The organism is Ramlibacter sp. (assembly GCF_050250995.1).
Taxonomy (GTDB): Bacteria; Pseudomonadota; Gammaproteobacteria; order Burkholderiales; family Burkholderiaceae_C; genus Ramlibacter.
Genome location: NZ_JBFWNP010000001.1, coordinates 249,778 through 274,986 on the forward strand (window position 1 = coordinate 249,778; position 25,209 = coordinate 274,986).

The window sequence follows — 25,209 nt, forward strand, 5'->3', positions numbered from 1 at the left end:
GTCGTGCTCAGGGCACTGTGCATTCGGTCAGACCCGCACTACCCGGGCGAAGCTGCACGGTGTCGCCGATGGGCGAGCGCGCGAGGCTCTTGAGGTGCGCGATGGTGCGCGTGTCGCTTGCCGGAACGTTCGCGAGCGCACGTTCGCCCGCGGGCGTGATGACGAGCACGACGCCGTTCGTCGGTTCGCCATGGCGGTCGTGCATGACGGTGAAGGTCTCGAGCGTGGCCGGGCCGGTATAGGCGTCGGTCAGCGGCGGAACGGGGCCCCGCGCCGCATCGGCCTTCGCCTGCACGCTGAACGATTCCGGCAGCAGGGATTCGGGCGCGCGGCCCGACAGCACCAGCGCGTGGTGCTTCGTGACATTGCCGCCCTGGCCGTAGAGCAGCGCATGGCCATCGCGCGCGGCGCGCAACTGGCGGACGGTCGCCGCCGCCGCATGCGACATGTAGTTGTGGACGGGCGCGCCGAAGAACGAGAGCCCGCCCGCAATGGTGAGCCCGCCGTCCTCGGCAATGCCCAGCAGGCGGCGCGCCATCTTCGGCACGACGGGGAAGCAGCTGTAGAGGTCGACAAGTTCGAACCTGGAGCGGTCCCAGCCCATCTGCGCGAGCACCGTCTGCAGCACGGTGGTCTGCGATGCGTTCACGCCATAGCTGTCGCGCACGAGGTAGTCGTCCGGCTCGCGCGCCGCTGCGCCGCCGTGCAGGAAGACCATGCGGTCCTCGGCGATGCCCAGCTTGCGCGCATGGCCGACGCTCGTGAGGAAGATCGCGGCGCCGACGTTGACCGAAGGCTGCGCCACCATGAATTTCAGGTACGGCCAGGCGAGCGGACGGTTGTTCGCGGTCTGTTCGGCAACCTCCCGAGGCGTCAGCGGCTTGCGTGCCGACGCGCAAGCATTGCGCGCCGCCACCTCCGACATGTTCGCCCAGATGCGCGCCGATTCGTCGCGGGCCTGCTGCGGCGTCTGGCCCCACAGGGGGGCCGTCGCGTTCTCGTACAGCGGATAGATCTGGAACGGAATCTCCAGCCCGTACTTCACCGCGAGCGGATTCGCGTAGCTCTGCGCGCGAAACACAGGGCCCGCCTCCTGCTTGCCCATCCACGGCAGGCGGATGCCCTGCTTGCGCGCATGGTCGACGGAGCGCTGCGCCTCCGAGCCCGTGAGCAGCGCGACCTGGATCTCGCCGCGCTGGATGCGCAGCGCGGCGTTGTGCATCTCGCGCAGCGGGCCGTTGCCGCTGCCGTCGCTGAGCGTGGACGTTGCCTTGCCGGCGCGCAGGCGCAGCTTCACGAGCGCGGCCAGGTCGTCGTAGCTCACCGAGGTGTGCTTCACGACGTCGATCTGGTCGGTGATCTCGGCGAGCGGCACGCCGGCATCGCGCTCGGCATTCGCCACCGCCTCGGCGATGAGGTCGAGCGGCCCCTTGGAATTCTCCAGCGATTCGAGGCGGTCGATGCTTTCGCCGACGCCCACGATGACGGGCAAGCGGTCGTTCATGGTCGGTGCTCCTTCGATGTCTTCACGTGCGGTGCTCACGCGCTTGCGCCGCGCAGTTGCGCGGTCGCGCTCATGGTCGGCAGGCCGTCGGCACCGACGATGGCGAGTTCGATGCGCTTGCCTTCGCGCAGGCTGGCGATGCGCGCGGCATCGCCCAGGATGAGCGGCTTCGTCGAGCGGTACTCGAGCGAGTACAGCGTCTCGCCATCGGCCAGCGCGATCGCGCGCCGCAGCAGCAGCGTCGCCTGCAGCGGACCGTGGACGACGAGGCCGGGGTAGCCTTCGGCCTCGATGGCGTAGCGCTCGTCGAAGTGGATGCGGTGCGCGTTGAAGGTGATCGCCGAGTAGCGCAGCAGGTGTGCGGGCGTGAGGACGAGCGGAATGCTCGTCGCCGCGGCGGACGCCGCGACGCCCGACGGCCTGGCCGCCGCGGGCTTTTCGGTCGGATCGGCCGGGCCGCGATACACGGCATCGATGCGCTCGCTCATCGCGAGTGCGCCTTCGCAGTGGTAGTCGCGCTGCGTCGTGACGAAGCACAGCCAGCCGCTGCGACCCTGCTTCAGCTCGACCCCGGTGATGCGGTCGCGCCGCTGCACCGGCGCGCCGATGCGAAGCGGCCGATGGAAGCGCAGCCCGCCGCCCGCACGCATGCGGCGCGGCAGCTCCGGCGGCGACACGAATTCGCCGCCGTCGTCGTCGCTGCCGTCGGCCTGCAGTTCGCGCGTGGGCACCTGCAGCGCCGTGTGCAGGCAGGCATGCACGCCGGCCGGCGCGGGGTCGCCGTCGCGCAGGGCGTTCGCGTCGCCGTCGAAGGTCGCGAGGAAGGCTTGCGCCGTGCGCAGCGTGAGCACGTCGTCGAACGTGCGCTCCAGCCCGATCTTGTCGCGAAGGCGGCGGATGTCGGGTCGATCGCTCATCGCCCTGCCCTCACGCGCGCCGCATGATCGCGACCGAGCCTTCGCACATGTTGCCGAAGCCGGACACGAGCCCGATCTCGGCATCCTTCACCTGCGCCTTGCCGGCTTCGCCGCGCAGCTGCTTCACGAGCTCCACCACGTGGTTCATGCCCAGCACGTGGCCCTGGCTCAGCAAGCCGCCGTGCGTGTTGACCGGCAGCGTGCCGCCCAGGCCGATGTTGCCGTTCTCGACGAACGCGCCGCCCTCGCCCTTGCGGCAGAAACCGAGGTTCTCGAGCTGGTTGAGCACGACGAAGGTGAAGCAGTCGTAGATTTCCGCGACGTCGATGTCTTTCGGCGTCACGCCGGCCATCGCGAACGCATGCGGCGCCGCGCGCGCGGTGCCGAACTCCGTGAGGTTCTCGCGCTGCGTGATCGTGCTCGGCGAATCGGGGTGCCCCTCGGCGACGCCCATCACGATCACCGGCTTTTGCCGCATGTCGCGCGCGCGCTCCGTCGCGCTGACGACGATGGCCGCGCCGCCATCGGTCTCGAGCGAGCAGTCGAAGAGGCGGAAGGGGTCGGTGATCATGCGCGAGGCCTGGTGGTCCTCGATCGTCATCGGCGCCGTCATCGCCGCGTTGCCGTTGAGCGCGGCGTGCCTGCGCGTGGTGACCGCGATCTCGGCGAGCTGCCGGCTCGTGGTGCCGTAGAGCTCCATGTGCCGGCGCGCGAACTGCGCGTAGTACTGCGCGGGGGCGAACGCGCCCGCGGGCCGTTCGAACTCGGTGATGAGGCGCAGTTGCGAAGACCCCTTGATGCGGTCCGACGCGCGCGCGCCCGTGTAGTTGGACCGCCCCACCGGGATCAGCACGTGCCGGCAGACGCCGGCAAAGATCATCGCCGCCGCGCTCTGGATCGCGGCGACGGGGCTCGCGCCGCCGAGCGGCGTGTGGCCCGAGAAGCGCAGGTCGAGCCCGAAGTTGACGATGAAGTCCTCGGGGATGACCGGCGAGTTCGCGCCCGCGTAGGTGATGAGGCCGTCGATGTCGGTGGGCTTCAGGCCCGCGTCCGAGATCGCGGCCAGCGAGGCTTCGAGCTGCAGTTGCAGCGCCGTCTTGCCGAGCGACTTCTTCTGGTAGACGGTCTCGCCGATGCCGGTGACCGCGACGGCATCGCGCATCAGGTGCTCCACACCGGCTTGCGCTTCTCGACGAAGGCCCGCGGGCCTTCCTTGAAGTCGGGCGACTCGTAGAGCGCGTGCATCGCTTCGTTGTTGATGCGCCAGGCCTCGTCGATGGTGGCGTCGTAGGTGGCGCGCGACACGCTCAGGGTCAGGCGCACGCTGAGCGGCGAGGCTTCGGCGATCTGCTCCGCATAGCGGATGGCTTCCTCGCGCACCTTGTCCGCCGGCACGACGCTGTTGGCGAGGCCATGCTGATAGGCCTTCTGCGCCGACAGGGGCATGCCCGTCAGCAGCATCTCGTTCGCGATGGGGCCCGGCAGGCGGCGCGGCGCGTAGACCGCGCCGCCGCCGAGCGGAACGAGCCCGCGCCGCACCTCGGTGAGCGCGAGGCTCGCGTTCTCGGCCAGCACGACGAGGTCGCAGCCGAGCGTGAGTTCCGCGCCGCCGCCGTAGGCCGGCCCCTGCAGCGCCGCGATGAAGGGCTTGGTGCGCCGGAACATCGTGAAGCCCATGAAGCCGCCCTTGCGCGGGATGCGGATGTCGCGGCCGGCCGAGACTTCCTTCAGGTCCGCGCCGGCGCAGAACACCGGGCCGTTGCCGGTGATGATGCCCACGCGCAATTCGGGGTCGGCCTCGAACTTGTGGAGGTAGTCGTTGACCTCCGCCGCCATCGCGGCGCTCGCGGCATTGCGCGCCTCGGGGCGGTTGAGGATCAGCAGGCCGATGTGCTTGCCGATACGTTCGGTGAGGATGAATTGATAGTCTTGCGTCATGGGGCTTGTCATCCCTGCTTCTGGGCGAGCTCGGCGAGCATCTTCCACTTGGTGAATTCGCGCGGCATGGAGGCGGCGAGCGCGGCCTCCTCGACGGGAGCCACTTCCAGGATCTGCGCCGTACACAGCGCCTTGAACTCCGGCGTGCCGGCGGCCGTCACGATGGACCTCGACAGCGCGTCGAGGATGGGCTTGGGCGTGCCCGCGCGCGCAAGCGCGAACATCGGCGTCACCACCTCGAAGTTCGGCAGGCCGCTCTCTGCCACCGTCGGCACGTCGGGCATCAGCTCCGAGCGGCGAATGCTCGTGACCGCGATGGGCCGCAGCTTGCCCGCCTTGATGAGCCCGACAGTGCCGCCGATGCCGCTCATGGCCATGCTCACCTGGCCGGTGGACGCATCGAGGATCGCCTGCGGCGCGACCTTGTAATGCACGGCCTTGATGTCGGTGCCGGCCATCGAGTTGAAGAGCGCGCCCGCCATGTGGACGGTGGTGCCGACGCCGGACGTGGAGTAAGTGAGCGCGCCCGGCCGCTTCTTCGCCTCTGCAACGATGTCGCGCACGCTCCTGAGCGGCGAGTCGGCGGGCACCGTGATGATGAGCGCGGCCTGCGCGAAAGCGGCGACCGCCGCGAAGTCCTTGAACGCGTCGTAGGGCAGCTTGTCCTGCACGAAGGGCAGCGCGTAATGGCTCGCCGTGGTGAAGAGCAGGTTGTAGCCGTCGGGCGCGGACTTCGCGACGAAGTCGGCGGCGATCATGCCGCCCGCGCCGACCTTGTTGTCGACGATGACCTGGCCGTTGAGCGTCTTCGCCATGCTGGTGCCGACGAGTCGCGCGACCGCGTCGGTGCCCGAGCCGGGCGAATAAGCGGCGACGAGCCGGATCGGCCTCGACGGAAACGGCTCCGACTGCGCGAACGCGGCCGGCGCGGCGCCGAGCAGGGGCAGCAGGTTGAAGGTGCGGCGAGTCAGCATGGAGCGTCTCCAGTGGGTTGTCGGTACATCAGGCGAGGCGAAGCCCCGCCACCGTGAGCTCGTCGCTCACCTTGTCGAATGTCATGCGCACGGGCGTGCCGATGCGCAGCGCGCCCGCATCGGCGTCGTGCAGGCGGCCGAGCATGCGCACGCCCTCCTCAAGATCGACCGTCGCGAGCACGTAGGGCGTCTGCCCCGCGACGCTGGCGTCGAAGACCTGGTGCGTGACCGTCCAGCTGTGGACCGTCCCGCGGCCGCTCGCCGCGATCCAGTCGAATTCGAGCGAGAAGCACCGGGCGCAGACCGGCCGCGGATAGTGCCGGCGCGTGCCGCACTCGCCGCACTGCTGGATGAGGTAGCGGCCTTCCTTCAGGCCGTCCCAGTGCGGCTGCGATTCGGGGGTGGCGTCGGGTGCGGTCACGATGCGGCTCCGTTCACGAAGAGGGTGTCGACCACGCAGTGCCCTTCGCCTTGCGCGTAGACGATGACGGGGTTGAGGTCGAGCTGCTGGACATCCGGGTGATCGGCAACGAGCTGCGACACGCCAACCAGCAGTTCCGCGAGGCTGTCGATGTCGTCCGGCTTCTCGCCGCGCGCGCCCTGGAGAATTTCCACGCCGCGCAGCCGCTGGATCATCGACGCGGCCGTGGCCTTGTCGAGGGGCAGCGGCGCGAGCACCGTGTCCTTCAGGATTTCGGCATAGGTGCCGCCGAAGCCCACCATGATCTGCGGACCGAAGGTGTCGTCGGCGATCGTGCCGACGATCATCTCGCGGCCCCGCTTCGCCATCGCCTGCACCAGCACGCCGTCGATGCGCGCTTGCGGCGCAAACGCTTTCGCGTCACGCTGGATCTCGTGGAAGGCGAGGCGCACGCCGGCTTCGTCGGCGACGTTCAGGCGCACGCCACCCGCCTCGGTCTTGTGCGGGATGTCCTGCGATTCGATCTTGAGCACGACCGGAAAGCCGATATCGCGCGCCGCGGCGGCGGCCGCGTCTTCGCTCGTCGCGAGCGCCTCCGCGGGCAGGCGGATGCCGTAGTGCTTCAGCAATGCGTTCTGGCCGGCGCGGGTGTCGGGTCGCAGATTCGCCGGCGGCTTTGCACGCGAGCGGGCTGGGGAGGCCGCCGACGCGGCACGCTGCGCCGCGATCTCGTTGAAGCGCGCCAGCGCCTTCAACGCCTGCGTGGCCTCCGCGAGCGTCAACAGGTGATAGCCCATGCCGTTGAGCGCCTCGACGTTCTCCTCGCTCGGCGTCGCGGCGGAGACGAGCACGACGGGTTTCTTCCTTTCCTCGTCGAATTTCTTCAGGTACGGCCACATCACCTTGTCCAGACCGGTCAGGCCGAAGTGGCAGGTGGCGACGACCGCATCCACTTCGTCCGAGCGCAGCAGCGACTTCATCGCGCGCACGATCTTCAAGCCGCGGTCGTCGTTGGAGCCGGCCGTGTCGACCGGATTGTTCGCCGAACCGTGCGGCGGCACGTAGGTGGCGATCTCGTCGTAGAGCGCCTGGCTCAGCGACGGCACGGACAGGCCGTTGATCTCGCACAGGTCGGTCCAGATCGTCGCGTGGCCCCCGCCCGCCGACACGATGCCCACCCTGCGCCCGCGCATCGGGACGCGGCGCGCCATGACGGAGGCGAGCGACACCATCGAATCCGGGTCGTACACGCGCGTGATGCCGTACTTGTCGAACACCGCCTCGTACACGGCATCGGAGCCGGTGAGGTGCGCGGTGTGCGAGATCGCGGCACGGCTCGCGGCCTGCGACTTGCCGACCTTCATGGCGATGATCGGAATGCCCGCGGCGGCGGCCTTGTCCGCGGCGCGCACGAAGCCGGGGCCGTCGTTGATGCCCTCGATGTACATCAGCACGAGATCGACCTCGCCCGACTCCACCGCGTGGTCGAGCAGCTCGACGAGTTCGATGTCCGCCTCGTTGCCGGGCATGATGACCTGCACGACGTTCATGCCGGCGGCCGCGCACATCTCGTAGATCTGCAGCCCGGTGCCGCCGCTTTGCGAAATGATCGAGACGCGCTTGCCGTCGGGCGACGTGCTCGCGAACTGCTTCGGATCGAGCGGCGAGAAGGTTGCGGCGACGTTGCCGAAGGGCCGGAAGAAGCCGAGGCAGTTCGGCCCGAGCACCCGCACGTTCTGCTCGCGCGCGACGCGCGTCACTTCCGCCTGCAGCTGATGCCCCGCGGGGCCGCCCGGAATGCCGGAGATCACGACCGCGCCCTTCACCTTCGCCTGTCCGCACTCGCGCAGCACATCGAGGAGGCTCTCCGACGGCACGGCGATCATCGCGAGGTCGATGCCGGGGCCGGCCTCCGACACGGACGGATAGGCGCGCAGCCCCTGGATCTCCGCGTGCTTCGGATGGATGGGGAGGATGTCGCCCTTGAATCCGCTGACCTTCAGGTTGTGGACGAGGCGGCCCCGCACCTGCAGCGGGTCCTGCCCGGCGCCGATGACGGCGACGCGGCGCGGCGCGAAGATGGCTTGCAACGGACTGGTCATCGAATTCCCTGGATCCCTTCTCAATCGGACAGACGCACGCCGTGGTCCCGCCACAGGTGCTTGGCGACGTAGGCGCGATGCACCTCCGACGGGCCTTCGCCGATGCGGATCCACCGCACCGTTTCCGCGAAGAGGCTGAGCGGCAATTCCCGCGTCATGCCCATCGCGCCGAATGCCTGCATGGCATGGTCGATCACGATGGTCGCCATCTCGGTCGCGTGGATCTTGCACATCGCGCACTCGACGCGCGCCTCCTCGCCGTGGTCGAGCTTCCATGCGGCGTCGTACAGCATCAGGCGCGCGGCATGGATCTGCATCGCGCCATCGACCGCCCACCACTGGATGGCCTGGCGGTCGGACAGCGCCGTGCCGAAGGTCTTCCGCTGCGGCACGTACTCCATCATCATCTCGTGCGCGCGCTGCGCCATGCCGACGCAGTTGGCGGCGAGCTGAAGGCGGCGCAGCGAGAAGCGCTTCTGCAGGTTGCCGAAGCCCTGGCCCGGCTCGCCGATCAGCTGCGATGCGGGCAGGCGCATGTTCTCGAACAGCAGCTCGTACGTGAACATGCCGCCGATCATGGGGATCTTGCGCTCGATGACGAAGCCCGGCGTGCCGATCTCGACGATGAAGCTCGACACCTGGCGGCGCGCGCCCTTCTCGCCGGTGGCGGCCATCATGATCACGAAGTCGAGATTGGGGACGTTCGTGATCCAGATCTTGCGGCCGTTGACGACCCAGTCGTTGCCGTCCCTCACAGCGCGCGTCGTCATGCCGGCGGGGTCGCCGCCGCCGCCGGGTTCGGAGACGGCGATGCCCGAGCGCATGTTGCCGTTCAGCGAGGGCTCGAGGTACTTGCGCTTCTGTTCCGCCGTGCCCGACTGCAGCAGGAACAGCAGGTTGATCGAGTCCGGCGGAAACATGTAGAAGGGCGCGACGCGGCCGAGCGCTTCGTTCACGCCGATCATCGCCACGGCCGGCAATGCGGAGCCGCCGAGCTCCTCGGGAATGTCGAGCGCCCAGAGGCCGTATTCCTTCGCCTTGGCGTCGAGCCCGTCGAGCACGTCGCGCGAGAACATGCGGCCTTCGCCGGCCGCAATGTTCTTCAGCACCTGCTTTTCCAGCGGCATCAATTCCTTGTCGACGAAGCGGCGGGCAATGTCGAAGAGCGGCTGGTGTTCTTGCGTGATCGCTTTCATGAGGGTCCTTCGCGCACTGGACGATTCCGAGCGCTGCGCAAGGATAGGCAGCGGGGCGAACCACGCGCTAGGAGGAAGCCCCGCGCAGGATTCACTATGTGAATCAATCGGTGGTGAAACCCGGTTGCCGGATGCAGGCGCGCGGCGTCTCATCACGGCCATGAAAACGCAAGCCACCGAACTCTTCGGCATCGAGACGCCGCTCTTCGCCTTCTCGCATTGCCGCGACGTCGTCGCCGAGGCCACGCGCGCGGGCGGCATGGGCGTGCTGGGCGCGATGACGCACACGCCGCAGGAGCTGAAGATCGACCTCGACTGGATCGCCGAGCGCACCGGCGGCAAGCCCTTCGGGGTCGACGTGCTCATGCCCGCGAGCGAGGGCGGCGAGGCGCCGAAGCTCGACCTGTCCATCCTCGAAAAAATCCCGAAGCGGCACTTCGAGTTCGTCGAAAGCGTCCTGGCGCGCCACGGCGTGCCCGACATCCCGCAGGACGAGAAAGATGCGCTCCTGCGCCATTTCATCGACGAGCTCGCGTTCACCGTCGAAGGCGCGCAGCGACGGCTGGACGTCGTGTTCGACCATCCTTCGGTGAAGTTCGTCGTGAGCGCGCTCGGCCCCGCGCCGGCCGACGTCGTGGCGCGGGCGCGTGCACGCGGCATGAAGATCGGCGGCATGGTCGGCAGCGCGAAGCATGCGAAGCGCCACGTGGCCGCCGGCGCCGACATCGTCATCGCCAGCGGCTACGAAGCCGCGGGCCACACGGGCGAGGTGACGACCATGATCCTCGTGCCCGAGATCGCCGACGCGATCGCGCCGGTGCCCGTGCTCGCCGCGGGCGGCATCGGGCGCGGGCGCCAGTTAGCGGCGGCGCTCGCGCTCGGCGCGCAGGGCGCGTGGTGCGGCACGGTCTGGCTCGGGACGGTGGAGAGCGACGCCACGCCGGAAGTGAAGGCCCGACTTTTCGCGAGCTCCGCCGAGGAGACGCAGCGCACGCGCTGCAACACCGGCAAGCCGGCGCGCCGGCTGTCGAGCGCCTGGGTCGAGGCGTGGAACGCGCCCGATGCGCCGCCGCCGCTGCCGATGCCCTTGCAGGGCGTGCTGACGCACGTGGCGCTGAAACGCATCGAGCGCGCGCGGCGCGAGGACCTGGTGAGCTGGGCCGCCGGCCAGGTGGCGGGCCAGCTCACCGGCGAGACGACCGTGCGCACGATCTACCGCGAGATGCTGGAGGAGTTCTCGGCCTCGGTGGAACGTCTCGAGGCGATCGTCGCGGGGTGAGCCTCGAGACGAGCGCGGCGCTACTCCAGCACCGCGCCGCCACGCTTCGCGAGGTAGGCGTGCCGCACCATCTCCGCCTCCAGGAACCGGGTTGCCTGATCGGGGTTGCTGGGCGTGATCGTGACCGCCGCCTTCGTCAACGTCTGCTGCACGTCGGGCCGCGCGAGGGCGGTGCGCAGCGCGGCATTGAGCTTGTCGATGATCGGGCGCGGAACACCCGCGGGCGCAACGAGCAGGACCCAGCCTGCGAAATTGGAATTCGTCAGGTCGAGCTCCTGCAAGGTCGGCACGTTCGGCAGCAGCGCCGACCGCGTGGGCGACGTGACGGCGAGCGCCCGCAGCTTGCCGCCCTCGACCTGCGGCGCGCCCGTGGCGAGGCCGGTGAACAGCATGTCGATCTGCCCGCCCATGAGGTCGTTGAACTGCTGTCCGGCCGACTTGTAGGGCACGTGCTTCATCTCGATCTTCGCGTCCGTCGTCAGCATGACGCCTGCGAGATGGCCCACCGTGCCGTTGCCGGTGGAGCCGAAGGTCAGCGCGCCGGGTTTCTGCCGCGCGGCCGCGAGCAGATCCTTCAGCTCGCGGATCGGACCCGTCGGCCCGGTCACCAGCAAGAGCGGCGTGTTGCCGACGTTGCCGATCGGCTGCACGTCCTTCAGGCTGTCGAACTGCATGTCCTTGTAGATGTTCGGATTGATCACGTGGTTGTTGGTGATCATGCCGATCGTGTAGCCGTCCTTCGGCGAGCGCACGAGCTGCCGCGTGCCGGTCACGCCGCCCGCGCCCACGACGTTTTCGACCACCACGCTCTGGCCGAGCAGCTCGGCAAGGTGCGGCGCGAGCAGGCGGGACGACAGGTCCGTCACGGAGCCGACGGCGGTCGGCGTGAGCAGGCGAATCGTCCGCGTCGGATAGTTGGCCTCTGCCGGGTCGGCCGCCCAGGCGGGCAGGCCGGCGCCGGCGAGTCCAGCGGCGACGGCAGCCAGCGCGGCGCGACGCGTGACGAACGATTCCTTCGAAGCCTTCATACGGCGATCTCCTCGAGCGGTTAAAGAGAGAGTCTGGTCAGCTGCCATTTGCAACATAGCGGGAGTGCCGCCGCGCAGCAACGGGGTTCACCCCTTTCGAACGCACCGCGCCCCGCCGAGTGGCTCACAATGTGAGGTGCCTCTCTTTCTCGCCCTCGCCATCAACGGCCTCGGATTCACCGCGCTCAATTCCGCGTTGATGGTTTTTTCGCTGTATCCGCTCAGCCTCGGCGCGAGCGCGGTCCACGTCGGATCGATCATCGCGACCCTGTATGCGCTCCCCCTGCTGCTGTCGTGGACCATCGGCGTGCTGGCCGGACGCACGTCGCCGCGCTGGCTGCTCACCGGCGGCACGGCCGTCGGCGCATGCGGCGCGCTCGTTCCCTTCCTGTTCCCGGGATTGCCCTCGCTGTACGTGGCCGCGGCGACGATCGGACTGACCACCGCCTGCACCACGGTGATCGGGCAGAGCCTGATCGGCCTGCTCAGCACCCCCGCCACGCGCACGCGGAATTTCAGCAACTACAGCATGATGGGATCGATCTCGATCCTGGTGGGCCCGCCGCTCGCGGGATCCTCGATCGACCGCTTCGGGTTTCCGGCCACCTGCGCCGTGATCTCGCTGCTGCTCTTCATCGGCGTCGCCGGACTGCTCGCATGGGGCAAGGCGCTGCCGAGGGACGACACCGCGCGCCGTCTCGAGGTCAACCTGATGGCCACCCTGCGCGACCGGCGGCTGTGGGGCCTGCTCGCGGTCAGCGCGATCGGCCAGCTGGTCACCGATATCTTCCTGATCTTCCTGCCGATGTATGGCCATGGGATCGGCCTGTCGGCCACGACGATCGGCATCATCGTGTCGACCGTCGCCGTGGGCTCGTTCAGCGTGCGGCTCGGCCTGGTGCGTCTGGTCGCCTGGTTCGGGGAAGCGCGCCTGCTCGCGATCGCGCTCTTCATCGGCGCCGCCGCCTTCGCGCTGGTGCCGCTCTTCCGGCACGTCGCGCCCTTGTGCATGCTGGCGCTGGCGTTCGGCCTCTGCGGCGGCTGCACGCAACCGCTCAGCATGCTCATGATGTTCAACGCCGCGCCGCCGGGGCGCGGGGGCGAAGTCATCGGCCTGCGCATGACCGGCAACAATCTCGCGCGCATGGCCGGGCCCGCCCTGTTCGGCGGCATCGCGACGGCAACCGGGCTGCTGGCCGTGTTCTGGATCAACAGCGTGCTGATGGCGGGCGGGGGATGGTGGGCGGCGCGGCGCGCTTCGCCCGGCCGGGACTGAAGGGGGCCAGGTTCCGATCGGTCCGGCTGCCCGTTCCGAAAGGCGAAACAGAATCGGGGTCCGCGCGATCGCCCAACACCCGCGCTTCACAATGCGAAGCATGGCCCCCGCGTCCTCTCCCGCCTCCCGCAGCGGCACGCAAAGCATCGAACGCGCCGCATTCCTCATGCGCGAGATCGCCTCGCGTTCGAATCTCGGCTGGGGCCTGCGCGACCTCGCGCAGCATTGCGGCCTCGACCCCGGCACCGTGCATCGCATGCTCAAGTGCCTGGTCAGGGAGCGCCTCGTGCAGCAGCGCGCGAGCGACAGCCGCTACTTCATCGGGCCGCTGAACTTCGAGCTCGGCCTCGCGGTGCCGCATCGCGTCGACCTGATGGATGCGACGCAGGCCGCGCTGCGGCGCGTCGTGCGCGTGCTGCCGCGCATCAGCGTCGTCGGCTTCCTGCGCAGCGGCGACGACTGCGTGTGCATCGGCCGCGCGGGACATCCGACGTACACGCGCACGGAAAGCAGTTCGCAGATGGGCCAGCGCTTTCCCCTGCTGACCAAAGCGGCGGGCGTCGCGATCGTCGTGGCGATGCGGCCCGACGAGATGCGCGCCGTCATCGCGCGCAACCGCGAGCGGCTCGCGCACTTCGGCACGCCGCACCTCGCGCGCGTGGACGAGCTGCTGAAGGCCAGCCAGCGCAATGGCTATGCGCTCAGCGAAGGGCTGCTCTGGCACGGCGTGAATTCGATCGCGATGGCCTTCGGTCCGCCGGGCGAACCGGCGGGCTCGATCACGGTATCGTCCTGGGCGGCGGACGTGCCGACGGAGATGCTGCGCAAGGTGCTGCCGGATCTGCGGGAGGCGGTGGCCGCGCTGGCGGAGGAGTCGGTCAGCATTTGAGGCGGCCCGAAATGCACGGGCCGAGCGGAAATGTTTCGGCGAAGTGCATCGTGAGACACGTCCCTTTCCGCATCTACCGCTCGAGCTTCACCAGTTCCCCCCGCATCGCATCGAGGATCTTCTCCCGCGTGCGCTTGATCTGGTCCGCGCGCCCCGAGACACCGATGGCGAGCTCCATGCCGGGGGTCTTCAAGGGCATCGCGATCACGCTGTAGCCGGCGCGATGCATGTTCTCGCCAAGCACGTAGCCGGCTTCGCGGCACTCCTCGACCAGCGCGAGCAGCGGCTCCGCGTCCACGCGGTCTTCGCTCGGCAGGCTCGCGTTGGTGCGACGCACGATGCTGTGGATCGCGCGCGGCGTGAGGAATGACATCAGCGCCCAGCCCATCGCGGAGCGGCACAGCTGGCGCGTCGTGCCGATGCGCACGGCGGGCTCCAGATCCTTGCCGGGAATGAAGTGCAGGTACTGCAGGCGCAGGTCGTTGCGGTGCGCGATGGCGACGTTGCCGCCGGTGCGGTTGCGGATGGCCGTCGCGGCTTCGATGACGTTCGATCCGGGCGCGAAGCGCGACGCCACCCACCCGCCCAGGTCGGCGAGCAGCACCGTCGGCGCATACGTGCGGCGCGAGCGGTCGTGATGCAGGTAGCCGAGCTGCACCAGCGTGCGCAGCGTCATCGCGAGCGTCGAGACCGGACAGTCGAGCTCGTCCTGCAGCTCGCGCAGCGACAGCGGACGCTCGGCCGCATCGAGCGCCTCGAGGCATCCGAAAACACGATTGACGGCATCCACGTGCGTGCGTACTCCCTGGAAACTGTTTCCAATATTTTGGAAGCAGCTTGACACTGCGGCAGGCGCTCGTCAACACTCGGCCGCAAATGCGTTCCGTACGGCAACGCGCCAGTCCAAACCTGCTCGGGGAACGCCCTATGTCCGCCACGGCATCGTCCAGCACCGGCCGCTTCGCGCCGCTCTCGCCGAAGTTCGGCGTCGAACTCACCGGCGTCGACCTGAGCCGTCCGATCCCGACAGCGCTTGCGCAGCAGATGTGCGCGGCGATCGAAAAGCATCACCTGCTCGTCGTGCGCGACCAGCATCTCGACGCCGACGCGCAGGAGGCGTTCTCCCGCTGCTTCGGTGAGGTCCAGGAACACGTGGGCCGCATGCGGGACGGATCGCGCCTCGCGCCCGTCCACGAAATCTCGAACGTCGACGAGAACGACCAGCCCACCGACAAGCCGTATCTCCACGCGACTTCGTACTGGCACACCGACGGCGCGCACTTTCCCACGCCGCCCTCCTTCACCGTCCTGCACGCCGTGATCCTGCCGCCCGACGGCGGCGACACGAGCTTCGCGTCGATGGTGCGGGCCTACGAGGCGCTGCCGACCGCGCGCCAGCGCGATCTCGAGCAGTTGCGCGCGGCGCATAGCTATGGCGAGAAGAACCTGAACATCGGCGGGCCGCCCGGCAAGGAAGCGGAGATGCGCGACGCGCCGCCGGTGCTCCATCCTCTCGTGCGCAAGAACCCCACCGGCGAGAAGGCGCTCTACATCGGCATGTACGCCGTCCGCATTCCGGGCATGCCCGACGAGGACGCCCGCGCGCTGCTGAAAGACCTCCTCGCGCATGCGACGCAGGAGCAGTTCGTGTACACGCACCAGTGGCGGCCCGGCGACGTCGTGATGTGGGACAACCGCGCGCTGCTGCACCGCGCGGTGCAGAACTTCGACATGCGCAAGCACAAGCGCGTGATGCGGCGCACGGTGGTCAAGGGCACGGTCACCACCGGCACGTTCGAGAAGGACGCGGTCGCGGCGGCATGAGTCGGGCCACCACGCTCACGAATCCCGCGAAGGACACGCTCGCGGCCGGCGGCTTCGTGCGCTGCCTCACGCTGCGCCACCTCGTCGGCGCCGATGCGCCGCTCATGATCCGCGAAGCAGGCTTCGACGCCTTCTACGTCGACCGCGAGCATTGCGCCGTCTCCGACGAAACCACGTCGAAGCTGTGCATCGTCGCGGCCGCCATCGGCATGACGCCGCTCGTGCGCGTGCGCAGCCTCACCTCCGCCGACATCGCGGGCGCCCTCGACGGCGGCGCGCTCGGCGTGATCGTCCCGCACATCGGGACCGTGGCCGAAGCCGAATTCGCCGTGCGCTGCGCTAAGTTTCCGCCGCTGGGCGAGCGCTCGGTCGCCGCGCTGAATCCGACGCTGCAGTACCGCAGCGTGCCGGTGGCCGAGTCGATGCGCGTGCAGAACGACGCGACGCTCGTGATCGCCATGCTCGAGTCCGAGGAAGGCATCGCGAACGCGGACGCCATCGCGGCCATTGCGGGCATCGACGTGCTGATGATCGGCTCGAACGATCTCACCGCGCAGATGGGCATCGCGGGCGAGCGCAACCATCCGCGGCTGCGCGCGGCGTTCGAGCACGTCGCGCAGGCGGCGAAGCGGCACGGCAAGCACCTCGTATGCGGCGGCGCGGGGCCCGACATGCCGTGGGTCATCGGCCTCGGCGCGCGCATGCTGATGGGCGCGACCGACGCGGCGTACTTCATCGCGGGCGCGAAACAGGCGACGGCGGCGATGGCCGCCGCGGCAGACAAGACGAAAGAAACCTGATTCCCACACAAGGAACACGCATGAGCGAGACAAGCAGCGAAGCGCTGGAGCGGATCGCCCTCAGCCACTTCAGGGGCGACGACGACTTCAAGCCCGGCTTCCGGCCGAACAGCAGCTATCGCGACCTCGGCGTCGAGAAGGCCACGAACGGTCTCGCGATGGCGCACGTGGTGCGCGCGGCGCGGCCGTTTCCGAAAGAGGGCGTGGGCGGGCCGCACCGCCACCTGGTGCATTTCCAGTTCTGCTACATGATCCGCGGCTGGCAGAAGATGCGCTTCGCCGGGCACGACGAAGTCATCACCGCGACCGCGGGCACGTCGTGGATCCAGCCGAGCGGAATCGTGCATGAAGTGCTCGGCTTCTCCGACGACCGCGAGATCCTCGAAGTGATCCTGCCCGCGAAGTACGAGACGGTCGACGGCCGATACGACGAACCCGATGCGCTGCATCGCGCCATGAGGAGCCCGACATGAACACGACCCGCCGCACTTTCCTCGCACAGGCCGCCGCCACGACGGCGCTGGCCAGCGTCGCCCCGCACGTGCACGCGCAGGCCTGGCCCGCGCGCCCCGTGCGATTCGTGCTCGGCCTGCCGCCGGGCGGCGGCACCGACGCCACCATCCGCGTGATCGCGGCGGCGCTGAAGGACCGCATCGGCCCCGGCGTCGTGGTGGACAACGTCACCGGCGCGGGCGGCACCATCGCATCGGCGAACGTCGCGCGCGCGGCGCCGGACGGCTACACCTTCGAAGTGAAGACGGTCTCCGCGGCCGTCATCAACTCGTTCGTGTACACGAACCTCGCCTACCAGCCGGTGAACGACTTCAAGGCGGTCAGCCTGATCGGCCGCGCGCCGCTGGTGGCCGCCGTGCCGGGGAACCTGCCCGCGCGCAACCTCGCGGAATTCGTCGCGTTGCTGAAGGCGAACCCGAAGAAGTATTCCTACGGCTCCTCGGGCATCGGCACCATCACGCACTTCGCGGGCGAGATGTTCAACCGTCAGGCGGGGGTGGAGATGATGCACGTGCCCTATCGCGGCAACGGCCCGGCGATGGCGGGCCTGCTCGCGGGCGACGTCGCACTGATCTTCGACACCGTCGGCTCGACCAAACAGCATCTGCAGTCGGGCAAGCTGCGCTCGCTCGGCGTGACGACCGCGAAGCCCACCGAGTTCCTGCCGGGCTCCGCGCCCATCGGCGCGACCGTGCCAGGCTTCGCGATGGACACGTGGTTCGGCATCTACGCGCCGGCGAAGATGCCGAAGGACATCGTCGACAGGATGTCGGCCGAGATCGCCGCCGTGATGAAGCAGCCCGCCATCGCCGAGCGCGTGAAGGAGCTCGGCTACGAGCCCGCGGGCTCGACGCCGGAGGAGTTCGACCGCTTCTGGCGGGAGGAGCTCGACCGTTACGGCCCGCTCGTCAAACAGATGGACGTGAAGGTCAACTGAGTGCGCGACATCGGCTTCATCGGCGTGGGCGCGATGGGCGCGCCCATCGCCGCGCGGCTGATCGATGCGGGGTATCGGCTCACGGTGTACGACACGAACCCGGCGGCGCTCGATGCGTTCCGCGGGCGGGCGTCGGTGGCGAAGTCGCCCGCCGGGTGCGCGGCGCTCGATGCGGTCGTCGTGCTCGTCGCGGACGCCGGGCAGGCGAAGCAAGTGCTCCTGGGCGAAGGCGGCGTGGTGCCCGCACTTCGAGAAAAGAACGCGTCGCCGCAGATCGTCGTGATGTCCACGATCCATCCGGACGTCGTGCGTGAACTGTCGCAGTCGCTGGAAGGTACGGACGCATCGCTCGTCGACGCGCCCATCAGCGGCGGCATCGACGGGGCCGCGAGCGGCAGGCTGAGCGTGATGGTGGGCGGACGGGCAGCGGACGTCGCGCGTTCGCGCGCATTGCTGGAGACGATCGGCCACAGCGTCACCCATTGCGGACCGCTCGCCGCCGGCATGACGACCAAGATTCTCAACAACCTGATCGGCGTCGCGAACTGGCTGCTGATGGCCGAGGCCATGTCGCTCGCCTCCCGGCTCGGTCTGGACCTCGCCGCGTTGGCCGCGACGATGGAGCAGGGGTCGGGCCGGAACATCGCGACGGGCAACTGGCCCGCTCGGCAGGCGTCCTATGCGCGCTATGTTCAGGACGGCGCGCTCTTCGCTTCGAACAACGCGATCTGCAGGAAAGACCTCGACCTGGTGTTGAGTCTCGCCGAATCGGCGCGGGTCGACATGCCTGTCACGCAGGGACTGTCGTCCCTGGTGGGCGAGACGCCGTGGCAGGCCCTGCAGGCGGCGTGGTCGGGCCTCGCGCCGAACAGCTGAAGACTCGCGCCCATGCCCATCCCTTCCGACACCGGTTCGTCCGCCGAGCGCCCGCTTGCCGGCGTGCGCGTCCTCGCCATCGAAAACTTCGTCGCCGGCCCCTTCGCCTCGATGTGGCTCGCCGACGCGGGCGCCGAAGTGGTGAAGATCGAGCGTCGGGACGGTGGAGACTTCTCCCGCGCCTTGACGCCGACGCGCACCGACGACGAGGGGCGCGATCGCAGCCTCGCGTTCCTGCGCACCAACCGCAACAAGAAGAGCGTGACGCTCGACCTGAAGCATGCGGAGGGCAAGCGCGTCTTCAAGGAACTCGCGGCGCAAGCCGACGTGCTGATCGAGAACCTGCGCCCCGGCGTGATGGACGAACTCGGCCTCGGCTGGCCCGTGCTGAGCGCCTTGAATCCGCGGCTCGTGTACGTCGCCATTTCCGGCTTCGGCCACGACGACATCCTGCCGAGCCCCTATACGCAGCGCCCCGCCTTCGACATCGTCGGGCAGGCCATGAGCGGCCTGATGCATCGCGCGGAGCGCGAGCACGACCGGCCGGTCTACCTGGGCTTTTCGCTCGCCGATATCGAGGCCGGCATCCTGGGCGCGTACGGCGCGATGCTCGCGCTCTTCCAGCGGCATGTGACCGGCAAGGGCAAGATGGTCGACATCTCGCTGTACGACGCATGCGTGGCGCTCAACGAAGTGTCCGTCGCGATGTATTCGGCGACGAGGAAGCCGGCGAAGCCCGGCGTCCATCCGGTCACCGCGCCCTTCGGCACGTACCGCGCGAGCGATGGCGACATCGTGATCGCGGTCGTCGGCGAGCCGACGTGGGAACGGTTCTGCATAGCGCTCGGCCGCCGCGACCTGCTGGAGGACGAACGCTTCAAGGACGGCATCAGCCGCCGCAGGAACATCGAAGCGCTCGATGCGAACATCGCGCCGTGGCTCTCCGCCCGCACGCGCGAGGAGGCGGTCGACGCGCTCACCGCCGTGGGCGTGCCCGCGTCGCTCGTGAACACCGAGGCGGACCTCTTCGACTGTCCGCACGTGGCGGCGCGCAACATGATCCTCACGCTGAACGATCCGGCGTGGGGCCCGGTGCAGGTGGCGGGGAATCCGGTCAAGTTGTCCGGCGTGCCGGAGGCGGCGACGGGCCTCCCCCCGACGCTCGGCGAGCACACCGACGATGTGCTGAGGCAGTGGCTGGGGACGAGCGACGAGCGGATCGCGGCATTGCGCGGCAGCCGGGTGATCTGAAGTCTGCGTCGGCGCGTCAGAAGCTTTCGAGCAGAGGGAGCAACTCGGGCCTCTTGGCCACCATCTTGATCAACAGGGCCGCCTGGGCATTCGGCTTGGCCCGTCCCTGCTCCCAGTTCTCGAGCGTTCGCGGATTGGTCCTCAAATACCGTGCGAACACCCGTTGCGAAACATGGAGCTTTTCGCGCGCGGCCTGCACTTCGCGGGCCGTGATCGTCACAGGGGGCTTGTCGTCCACCACCGTGGACTTCAATGTCCTCTTTCCTTCGCGGTGCTCCTTCAACGACTCGAGGCCCTCGACGATCTCCGCATAGAGATCCCGCTTTGAATTCCGATTGGTCATAACTGCTTTCCCTTCGGTCAATCGCGCTGTTCCAGCTCGCGCCGGATCAACTCGCGCAAGCTCTTCTTCTGCAAATTCGTCAGGTCGCTCGCCTCGTCCTTGTCGTACACCGTCACGAGCCAGAACTGTTCGCCGCCGAGCCACCAGTAATAGATCACCCGCAAGCCGCCTCTCTTGCCCTTCCCTCGTCGCGGATCGGGTCGCCTCAGCTTTCGAAGACCGCCCGTGTCCGCGATCAGGTCCCCCGCCTCCGGGTTGGCCATGAGGACCTGTTGCAATTCAAGGTACGAGTCGTCATCGAGATACTCCGAACGATGCCTCTCGAACGGAGCAAGTTCGATGAAGGTGGCCTGCATGTTCAACTATACGCAATATGCGTATGGTATCACCGGCTTCCCTACGCTTCTCGTTTCACCATGCGAATCGACGCTTGCCGGCGCCCAGGCACCTTCGTTGCGCCTTTCGCGTGATGGCGACGGTGAAGGCGAGAGTCGAACCCGGGCTCGGCTCGCGCCTGAACGACGAAGGACCGCAAGGCCCTGTCCTCGCGGCGATCCGCCTGAACGACGGCCGCACGTACGAGAAGCTGATCGCGAAGTGCAAGGGCGATCCGTCGAAGCCGATGTCCTTCGACGAGGTGGCCGAGGAAAAATTCAGGAAGTACCTGCCCATCTCCATCGGGCCGATTCCGCGCGAGCGGGCGGAGGCGATCGTGGAGAGCGTGCGCGGGATCGCAGCGCTGCGCGACGTGGGCGAGATCGGGCAACGCTTGGGCACGCTGGTCGGCACGCACGAATGACTCGCATCCGCAGACGATTCGCAATGTGAATCGCGTACGGCCGCACCCGGTTGTGCGGGTGGCCGCGCGCTGCCTATCCTGCGCCGCATGACCGACTGGTATCCGAAGCGCACGATCGGATCGCTGCCGCGCGACGCGGCGGTGCGCTGGGGCGCGCGCGAAGCGCTCGTGTTCCAGGATCGGCGCTGGACGCATGCGGACGTGGACCGCGAAGTCGATGCGCTCGCGGCCTCGCTCCTCGCGCTCGGCGTGCAGCCGCAGGACAAGGTTGCGCTGTGGCTCGTGAACCGGCCGGAGCTCTTCTTCCTCTTCTACGCGGTGCTGAAGGTCGGCGCGGTCGCCGTGCCGCTCAACACGCGCTATCGCATCGAGGATCTCGCCGTCGCGCTGCGCAAGGCGGATTGCGCCTGGCTGTTCGCCATGGACCGGTCCGGGCCAGTGGACTATGCGGCGATGGTCCGCACCGCGCTGCAGGAGCCCCTTGCACACCTGAAGCGCGTGGTCATGCTGGGCGACGACGCCATCGAGGGCGCGATACGTTGGGACGAATTCAGGCAGTCGCGCGTTTCCGCCGGGGACCTGCAAGCCCGCGCGGCCGCCGTCGACCCCGACGCGCCCGCCATGATCATCTATACCTCGGGCACCACCGCTGCGCCCAAGGGCGTGATGCACAGCCACATCTGCGTGCGCGCGATGCAGGAGCGCTCGCTGCCCTTCGGCATGACCTGCGGCGACGTCTCGCTCAACTACCTGCCGCTCTTCCACCTCTTCGGCATCTCGATCATGATGAGCTCCATCCTCTGCGGCGCGAAGCAGGTGGTCATGGACAAGTTCGACGGCGACGAGGCCATCGACCTCGTCGAGCGCGAGCGCGTGACCATGGCCTACGGCTTCGACACGCACTGGCTCGCGATGCTCGACGCGCAGAAGGCGCGGCCACGCGACGTGTCGTCCCTGCGCATCGGCCAGTGCGCGAGCGGCTCCGAGGACGCGATCGTCTCCACGTACAAGGTGCAGGAACTGTGCCTCACGACCTCGGGCTATGGCATGACGGAGTGCTGGTCGTGGAACGCGCTGTGCTTCGCCAACTCCACGCCGGAGCAGCGCTGCGAGACCTCCGGCATCGCGATGCCCGGCGTCGAATTCCGCATCCGCGATCCGGAGACCGGCGCGGACGTCGCCACCGGCGCGCTCGGCGAAATCTGGATCCGCTCGTACACCAACATGCTCGGCTACTACGGCGAGCCGCAGGCGACCGCGGAGGTGTTCGACGGCGAGTGGCTGCGCACGGGCGACGAAGGCCGGTTGCGCGAGGACGGCTACCTGCAGTTCGTCGGGCGCTACAAGGACATGCTCAAGGTCGGCGGCGAGAACGTCGCGCCGGCCGAAGTGGAGGCCCTGCTGCTGACGATGGACGGCGTGGCGCAGGCGGCCGTGGTCGGCATCCCCGATGCGAAGCTGAGCGAGGTGCCAGTCGCCTTCGTCGTCGCGCACGAGTCCGCGCGGCTCGATGCCGAGGCGCTCATCGCGGCCTGCCGCGGCCGCATCGCGAGCTTCAAGATTCCGCGCGCCGTGCATGTCGTCCCCGACTTCCCCATGACCTCGACCGGCAAGGTGCAGAAGGCGGAACTGCGCAAGCGCGCGAAAGAGAGCGCGCGATGAGTCCGCTGCTGCAGGTCGATCGCGTCTCGAAGCGCTTCGACGGCGTGCAGGCCCTGAGCGACGTGTCGTTCTCGCTCGGCGAGGGCGAGCTCGTGGGCCTGATCGGACCCAACGGCTCGGGCAAGACGACGCTGTTCAACGTGGCGAGCGGCTTCATCCGCCCCACGAGCGGGCGCGTGGTGTTCGACGGCGAGGACATCACCGCGTGGGCGCCGAACCGCATCGCGCGGCGCGGCCTGTCGCGAACCTGGCAGCACAACCTCGTCGTGCTCGACGAGACGGTGCGCGCCAACATCGAGGTCTTCGCCCAGGCCTCGCCGCGCGCGGACGCGGTGCGCGTCGACGACATCGCTTCCGTCCTCGGGCTCGAGGCCTTCATGGACAAGCGCGCGGGGAGTTGTCCGCACGGCGTGCTGCGCAAACTCGGGATCGCGATGGGGCTTGCCGCATCGCCGCGCCTGCTCATGCTCGACGAGCCGCTGGCCGGGCTGAGCACGCTCGAGATCGACCAGGCGACCGCCGCGATCCGGTCCGTGCGCGACCGATTCGGCACCACGGTCCTCTGGGTCGAACACAACGTCGCCGCCATCATGTCGACGTGCGAGCGCGTGGTCGTGCTCAGCTACGGCAAGTTCATCGCGGACGGGACGCCGGGCGAGGTGCAGGCGCACCCCGAGGTGATCGAAGCGTATCTGGGCCGCGACGAGGAACCGGAAGCCCCGGATTCCCGCCTTCGCGGGAATGACGAGAGGCTTGCCCATGCTGCTTGAAGTCCGCCAGCTCGGCGTGCGCTACGGCGGCGCGACCGCGCTCGATCGCGTGTCGCTTTCCGTCGACGACGGCGAAGCGGTCTGCGTGATCGGCCCCAACGGCGCCGGCAAGACCACGCTTCTTCGCGCGATCTCGGGGCTGGTGCCGGCCACTTCCGGCACGATCCACGTCGCAGGCGCGGACGTCGGCAGCACGCCGACGCGACTGCTCGCGAAGCTCGGCGTCGCGCACGTGCCCGAAGCGCGCCGCATCCTTGCCGCGCTGAGCGTGCTCGACAACCTGCGGCTCGGCGCCTACCTGCGCAACGACGCGGACGGCGTGCAGGCCGACCTGGAAAAGGTCTACGGCTACTTCCCCGTGCTGCGTGCGCGCGGCAAGCAGTCGGGCGGGACCTTGAGCGGCGGCGAGCAGCAGATGCTGGCCATCGGCCGCGCGCTCATGATGCGCCCGCGCCTGCTGCTGCTCGACGAGCCATCGCTCGGCATCGCGCCGACCATCGTCGCGCAGATCTATCGCGACCTGAAGGACATCGTCGCACGTGAACGCATGGCGGTCGTGCTCGTCGAACAGAACGCGCGCGTGGCATTCAGCCTCGCGAAGCGCGGCTATGTGCTCGCACAGGGCCGTGTCGCGCTCGAAGGCAGCGTCGGCGAACTCGCGCGCGATCCGGCGGTGGCCGAGGCCTACGTCGGCAAGACAGCGCATGCCTGACAACGAAATCAACCCCCGGAGACCCCCGCCATGACCTTCAGAAAACTCGCCCTCGCGGCGCTCGCCGCCGGCGCCTTCCTCGCCGCGCACGCCCAGACCACGGTGCCGGTCGGCTACACCGGCCCGCTCACCGGCTCCGCCTCCTCGTGGGGCATCGGCATGGCCGAAGGCATGAAGATGGCGTTCGCCGACGCGGGTACCGTGCAGATCGGCGGCAAGCCCTACAAGTTCGTGCTCGACGCCTACGACGATGCGTACAACACGCAGACGGCCGTGGCGAACTCGCAGCGCATGATCCAGGAGAAGAAGGTCAAGTTCGCGGCCACCATGGGCGGCGCGATCGGCGTCGTGACCGAGCCCGTGATGAGCAGCGCGAAGGTGCTGCAGTTCCACCTCGGCGCGGCCGAAGCCTTCCTCGGCAAGGACAAGCCGCTGTCGCTGCGCAGCCACATGAGCTCGCTCGACGCGTTCTACGTCTACTGGCCGTGGGTCGCGAACAAGTACCCGCAGGTGAAGACGGTCGCGCTGTTCCAGCCGAACGACGACACCGGCCGCGCCTCGCAGGTGCACGAGGAAGCGGCGATCAAGAAGACGCGCCTGTCCATCGTCGCCAACGAGCGTGTGCCGCGCGACGTGACCGACTTCTACCCCATCCTCACCAAGGTGCTCGAGAAGAAGCCCGACGCGATCTCGTTCTACACGCCGCCGGGCCAGCAGCCCATCGCCGCGAAGCAGGCGCGCGAGCTGGGCTTCAAGGGCCTGATCATGCTGCCGTCCATGGAAGCCGGCTCCGTGGTGACCGCGATGGGTCCGGCCGCCGAGGGTGTGCTCAACACCGTGGCGCTCACTTATCCCATGACCGACCGCGCGCGCAAGGTCCACACGAACTGGGTCACCGCGCGCAAGAGCGCGCCGCCCGCGCTGCTGCTGGACGGCTACAACATCGGCGAGATGCTGATCCGCGCCGCCGTCGCCGCCGGCACGGTGGAGAACACGACGGCCGTCTACAACGCGCTGCAGAAACTGCCGTTCAAGGACAGCGTGTTCGGCAAGGCCTGCTTCCACGAGGTGAAGGGCATCCGCAACGCGATGGTGAACTCGATGGCGATCACCAGCATCAAGGCCGGCAAGGAAGAGCTGCTCGACGTCGCGCAGCCGCCCTGCAAGTAAGCCGCGCGCAGAGGGGACGTTCGACGTG

General features: G+C 68.7%; 26 protein-coding genes. 14 read left to right on the plus strand and 12 right to left on the minus strand.

Translation table 11 applies throughout. The annotated features are described in order from the left end of the window. Window positions 1-7 precede the first annotated feature (7 nt). From AB7E83_RS01190 to AB7E83_RS01225, 8 genes are read right to left on the minus strand one after another with little or no spacing between them, the layout of a single operon-like run. A complete protein-coding gene (locus AB7E83_RS01190; RefSeq protein WP_428564334.1) occupies window positions 8-1,504 on the minus strand; it encodes a hypothetical protein in 1,497 nt (498 codons plus the stop codon). Between the two features lie 35 nt (window positions 1,505-1,539). After that, entirely contained in the window at window positions 1,540-2,421 is an 882-nt protein-coding gene (locus tag AB7E83_RS01195) for an FAS1-like dehydratase domain-containing protein (RefSeq protein ID WP_428564337.1), read from the minus strand. 10 nt (window positions 2,422-2,431) lie between these two features. Further along, window positions 2,432-3,583, minus strand: coding sequence for a thiolase family protein (locus tag AB7E83_RS01200; protein WP_428564340.1), 1,152 nt, complete (start codon window positions 3,581-3,583; stop codon window positions 2,432-2,434). Beyond that, on the minus strand, window positions 3,583-4,359 hold the full coding sequence (locus AB7E83_RS01205; protein ID WP_428564343.1) for an enoyl-CoA hydratase/isomerase family protein: 777 nt from the start codon (window positions 4,357-4,359) through the stop codon (window positions 3,583-3,585). The genes AB7E83_RS01200 and AB7E83_RS01205 overlap by 1 nt, the downstream gene beginning before the upstream one ends. Before the next feature lie 8 nt (window positions 4,360-4,367). Continuing rightward, window positions 4,368-5,333, minus strand: a complete 966-nt coding sequence (locus AB7E83_RS01210; protein ID WP_428564346.1) for a Bug family tripartite tricarboxylate transporter substrate binding protein — start codon at window positions 5,331-5,333, stop codon at window positions 4,368-4,370. Between the two features lie 28 nt (window positions 5,334-5,361). Further along, a complete protein-coding gene (locus AB7E83_RS01215) occupies window positions 5,362-5,754 on the minus strand; it encodes a Zn-ribbon domain-containing OB-fold protein (RefSeq protein ID WP_428564349.1) in 393 nt (130 codons plus the stop codon). Further along, window positions 5,751-7,856 carry an acetate--CoA ligase family protein gene (locus tag AB7E83_RS01220; protein ID WP_428564352.1) on the minus strand — a complete coding sequence of 702 codons (2,106 nt, stop codon included), beginning with the start codon at window positions 7,854-7,856 and terminating at the stop codon, window positions 5,751-5,753. The genes AB7E83_RS01215 and AB7E83_RS01220 overlap by 4 nt, the downstream gene beginning before the upstream one ends. A gap of 20 nt (window positions 7,857-7,876) precedes the next feature. Then, window positions 7,877-9,052, minus strand: a complete 1,176-nt coding sequence (locus AB7E83_RS01225; protein WP_428564355.1) for an acyl-CoA dehydrogenase family protein — start codon at window positions 9,050-9,052, stop codon at window positions 7,877-7,879. Window positions 9,053-9,212: 160 nt separating this feature from the next. On the opposite strand from AB7E83_RS01225, the gene AB7E83_RS01230 reads away from it, so the two are divergent. Next, complete coding sequence (locus tag AB7E83_RS01230; protein WP_428564358.1) at window positions 9,213-10,331, plus strand: nitronate monooxygenase; 1,119 nt, start codon at window positions 9,213-9,215, stop codon at window positions 10,329-10,331. 20 nt (window positions 10,332-10,351) lie between these two features. Here the strand turns inward: AB7E83_RS01230 and AB7E83_RS01235 are convergent, their stop codons facing one another. Continuing rightward, entirely contained in the window at window positions 10,352-11,359 is a 1,008-nt protein-coding gene (locus tag AB7E83_RS01235) for a Bug family tripartite tricarboxylate transporter substrate binding protein (RefSeq protein WP_428564361.1), read from the minus strand. A gap of 136 nt (window positions 11,360-11,495) precedes the next feature. Between AB7E83_RS01235 and AB7E83_RS01240 the strand changes: the two genes are divergently transcribed. Together AB7E83_RS01240 and AB7E83_RS01245 are read left to right on the plus strand one after the other, a co-directional pair. Beyond that, a complete protein-coding gene (locus AB7E83_RS01240) occupies window positions 11,496-12,635 on the plus strand; it encodes an MFS transporter (protein ID WP_428564364.1) in 1,140 nt (379 codons plus the stop codon). A 100-nt stretch (window positions 12,636-12,735) separates the two neighbouring features. Further along, entirely contained in the window at window positions 12,736-13,524 is a 789-nt protein-coding gene (locus tag AB7E83_RS01245; protein ID WP_428564367.1) for an IclR family transcriptional regulator, read from the plus strand. 73 nt (window positions 13,525-13,597) lie between these two features. Here the strand turns inward: AB7E83_RS01245 and AB7E83_RS01250 are convergent, their stop codons facing one another. Next, window positions 13,598-14,314 (minus strand): IclR family transcriptional regulator, encoded by a 717-nt coding sequence (locus tag AB7E83_RS01250; RefSeq protein ID WP_428564370.1) that lies wholly within the window; start codon window positions 14,312-14,314, stop codon window positions 13,598-13,600. 137 nt (window positions 14,315-14,451) lie between these two features. On the opposite strand from AB7E83_RS01250, the gene AB7E83_RS01255 reads away from it, so the two are divergent. Genes AB7E83_RS01255 through AB7E83_RS01280 form a run of 6 tightly spaced genes read left to right on the plus strand, consistent with a single transcriptional unit; the run spans window position 14,452 to window position 19,725 of the window. Next, complete coding sequence (locus AB7E83_RS01255) at window positions 14,452-15,348, plus strand: TauD/TfdA dioxygenase family protein (protein ID WP_428564373.1); 897 nt, start codon at window positions 14,452-14,454, stop codon at window positions 15,346-15,348. Continuing rightward, window positions 15,345-16,148 (plus strand): HpcH/HpaI aldolase family protein, encoded by an 804-nt coding sequence (locus AB7E83_RS01260; protein WP_428564376.1) that lies wholly within the window; start codon window positions 15,345-15,347, stop codon window positions 16,146-16,148. The genes AB7E83_RS01255 and AB7E83_RS01260 overlap by 4 nt, the downstream gene beginning before the upstream one ends. Window positions 16,149-16,168: 20 nt before the next feature. Then, the gene (locus AB7E83_RS01265; RefSeq protein ID WP_428564379.1) at window positions 16,169-16,621 is read left to right on the plus strand and encodes a cupin domain-containing protein; all 453 of its coding nucleotides are present in this window, start codon (window positions 16,169-16,171) and stop codon (window positions 16,619-16,621) included. Then, window positions 16,618-17,598, plus strand: coding sequence for a Bug family tripartite tricarboxylate transporter substrate binding protein (locus tag AB7E83_RS01270; RefSeq protein ID WP_428564382.1), 981 nt, complete (start codon window positions 16,618-16,620; stop codon window positions 17,596-17,598). Before AB7E83_RS01265 ends, AB7E83_RS01270 begins: the two co-directional genes overlap by 4 nt. Next, the gene (locus tag AB7E83_RS01275; protein WP_428564385.1) at window positions 17,599-18,474 is read left to right on the plus strand and encodes an NAD(P)-dependent oxidoreductase; all 876 of its coding nucleotides are present in this window, start codon (window positions 17,599-17,601) and stop codon (window positions 18,472-18,474) included. Between the two features lie 12 nt (window positions 18,475-18,486). Next, on the plus strand, window positions 18,487-19,725 hold the full coding sequence (locus AB7E83_RS01280; protein ID WP_428564388.1) for a CaiB/BaiF CoA transferase family protein: 1,239 nt from the start codon (window positions 18,487-18,489) through the stop codon (window positions 19,723-19,725). Window positions 19,726-19,741: 16 nt separating this feature from the next. On the opposite strand, the gene AB7E83_RS01285 is transcribed toward AB7E83_RS01280, so the two are convergent. Both AB7E83_RS01285 and AB7E83_RS01290 read right to left on the minus strand, forming a co-directional pair. After that, complete coding sequence (locus tag AB7E83_RS01285; RefSeq protein ID WP_428564391.1) at window positions 19,742-20,089, minus strand: helix-turn-helix domain-containing protein; 348 nt, start codon at window positions 20,087-20,089, stop codon at window positions 19,742-19,744. Beyond that, window positions 20,086-20,424, minus strand: coding sequence for a toxin (locus tag AB7E83_RS01290; protein WP_428564394.1), 339 nt, complete (start codon window positions 20,422-20,424; stop codon window positions 20,086-20,088). The genes AB7E83_RS01285 and AB7E83_RS01290 overlap by 4 nt, the downstream gene beginning before the upstream one ends. Window positions 20,425-20,498: 74 nt before the next feature. Here AB7E83_RS01290 and AB7E83_RS01295 point away from each other — a divergent pair, with 74 nt between their 5' ends. From AB7E83_RS01295 to AB7E83_RS01315, 5 genes are all read left to right on the plus strand, one after another. After that, on the plus strand, window positions 20,499-20,867 hold the full coding sequence (locus AB7E83_RS01295) for a hypothetical protein (protein WP_428564397.1): 369 nt from the start codon (window positions 20,499-20,501) through the stop codon (window positions 20,865-20,867). An 87-nt stretch (window positions 20,868-20,954) separates the two neighbouring features. Then, window positions 20,955-22,529, plus strand: a complete 1,575-nt coding sequence (locus tag AB7E83_RS01300; RefSeq protein WP_428564400.1) for a class I adenylate-forming enzyme family protein — start codon at window positions 20,955-20,957, stop codon at window positions 22,527-22,529. Further along, on the plus strand, window positions 22,526-23,299 hold the full coding sequence (locus AB7E83_RS01305) for an ABC transporter ATP-binding protein (RefSeq protein ID WP_428564403.1): 774 nt from the start codon (window positions 22,526-22,528) through the stop codon (window positions 23,297-23,299). The genes AB7E83_RS01300 and AB7E83_RS01305 overlap by 4 nt, the downstream gene beginning before the upstream one ends. Beyond that, window positions 23,289-24,011: an ABC transporter ATP-binding protein gene (locus tag AB7E83_RS01310; RefSeq protein ID WP_428564406.1), complete on the plus strand. Its 723-nt coding sequence runs from the start codon at window positions 23,289-23,291 to the stop codon at window positions 24,009-24,011. The genes AB7E83_RS01305 and AB7E83_RS01310 overlap by 11 nt, the downstream gene beginning before the upstream one ends. A 30-nt stretch (window positions 24,012-24,041) precedes the next feature. After that, window positions 24,042-25,181, plus strand: coding sequence for an ABC transporter substrate-binding protein (locus AB7E83_RS01315; RefSeq protein WP_428564409.1), 1,140 nt, complete (start codon window positions 24,042-24,044; stop codon window positions 25,179-25,181). Window positions 25,182-25,209: the final 28 nt, after the last annotated feature.

Coding starts and splice junctions, on each gene's coding strand:
- AB7E83_RS01190 (WP_428564334.1), bottom strand. CDS start 1,504: ATGAACGACCGCTTGCCCGTCATCGTGGGCGTCGGCGAAAGCATCGAC.
- AB7E83_RS01195 (WP_428564337.1), bottom strand. CDS start 2,421: ATGAGCGATCGACCCGACATCCGCCGCCTTCGCGACAAGATCGGGCTG.
- AB7E83_RS01200 (WP_428564340.1), bottom strand. CDS start 3,583: ATGCGCGATGCCGTCGCGGTCACCGGCATCGGCGAGACCGTCTACCAG.
- AB7E83_RS01205 (WP_428564343.1), bottom strand. CDS start 4,359: ATGACGCAAGACTATCAATTCATCCTCACCGAACGTATCGGCAAGCAC.
- AB7E83_RS01210 (WP_428564346.1), bottom strand. CDS start 5,333: ATGCTGACTCGCCGCACCTTCAACCTGCTGCCCCTGCTCGGCGCCGCG.
- AB7E83_RS01220 (WP_428564352.1), bottom strand. CDS start 7,856: ATGACCAGTCCGTTGCAAGCCATCTTCGCGCCGCGCCGCGTCGCCGTC.
- AB7E83_RS01225 (WP_428564355.1), bottom strand. CDS start 9,052: ATGAAAGCGATCACGCAAGAACACCAGCCGCTCTTCGACATTGCCCGC.
- AB7E83_RS01230 (WP_428564358.1), top strand. CDS start 9,213: ATGAAAACGCAAGCCACCGAACTCTTCGGCATCGAGACGCCGCTCTTC.
- AB7E83_RS01235 (WP_428564361.1), bottom strand. CDS start 11,359: ATGAAGGCTTCGAAGGAATCGTTCGTCACGCGTCGCGCCGCGCTGGCT.
- AB7E83_RS01245 (WP_428564367.1), top strand. CDS start 12,736: ATGGCCCCCGCGTCCTCTCCCGCCTCCCGCAGCGGCACGCAAAGCATC.
- AB7E83_RS01255 (WP_428564373.1), top strand. CDS start 14,452: ATGTCCGCCACGGCATCGTCCAGCACCGGCCGCTTCGCGCCGCTCTCG.
- AB7E83_RS01260 (WP_428564376.1), top strand. CDS start 15,345: ATGAGTCGGGCCACCACGCTCACGAATCCCGCGAAGGACACGCTCGCG.
- AB7E83_RS01265 (WP_428564379.1), top strand. CDS start 16,169: ATGAGCGAGACAAGCAGCGAAGCGCTGGAGCGGATCGCCCTCAGCCAC.
- AB7E83_RS01270 (WP_428564382.1), top strand. CDS start 16,618: ATGAACACGACCCGCCGCACTTTCCTCGCACAGGCCGCCGCCACGACG.
- AB7E83_RS01280 (WP_428564388.1), top strand. CDS start 18,487: ATGCCCATCCCTTCCGACACCGGTTCGTCCGCCGAGCGCCCGCTTGCC.
- AB7E83_RS01290 (WP_428564394.1), bottom strand. CDS start 20,424: ATGCAGGCCACCTTCATCGAACTTGCTCCGTTCGAGAGGCATCGTTCG.
- AB7E83_RS01300 (WP_428564400.1), top strand. CDS start 20,955: ATGACCGACTGGTATCCGAAGCGCACGATCGGATCGCTGCCGCGCGAC.
- AB7E83_RS01305 (WP_428564403.1), top strand. CDS start 22,526: ATGAGTCCGCTGCTGCAGGTCGATCGCGTCTCGAAGCGCTTCGACGGC.
- AB7E83_RS01310 (WP_428564406.1), top strand. CDS start 23,289: ATGCTGCTTGAAGTCCGCCAGCTCGGCGTGCGCTACGGCGGCGCGACC.
- AB7E83_RS01315 (WP_428564409.1), top strand. CDS start 24,042: ATGACCTTCAGAAAACTCGCCCTCGCGGCGCTCGCCGCCGGCGCCTTC.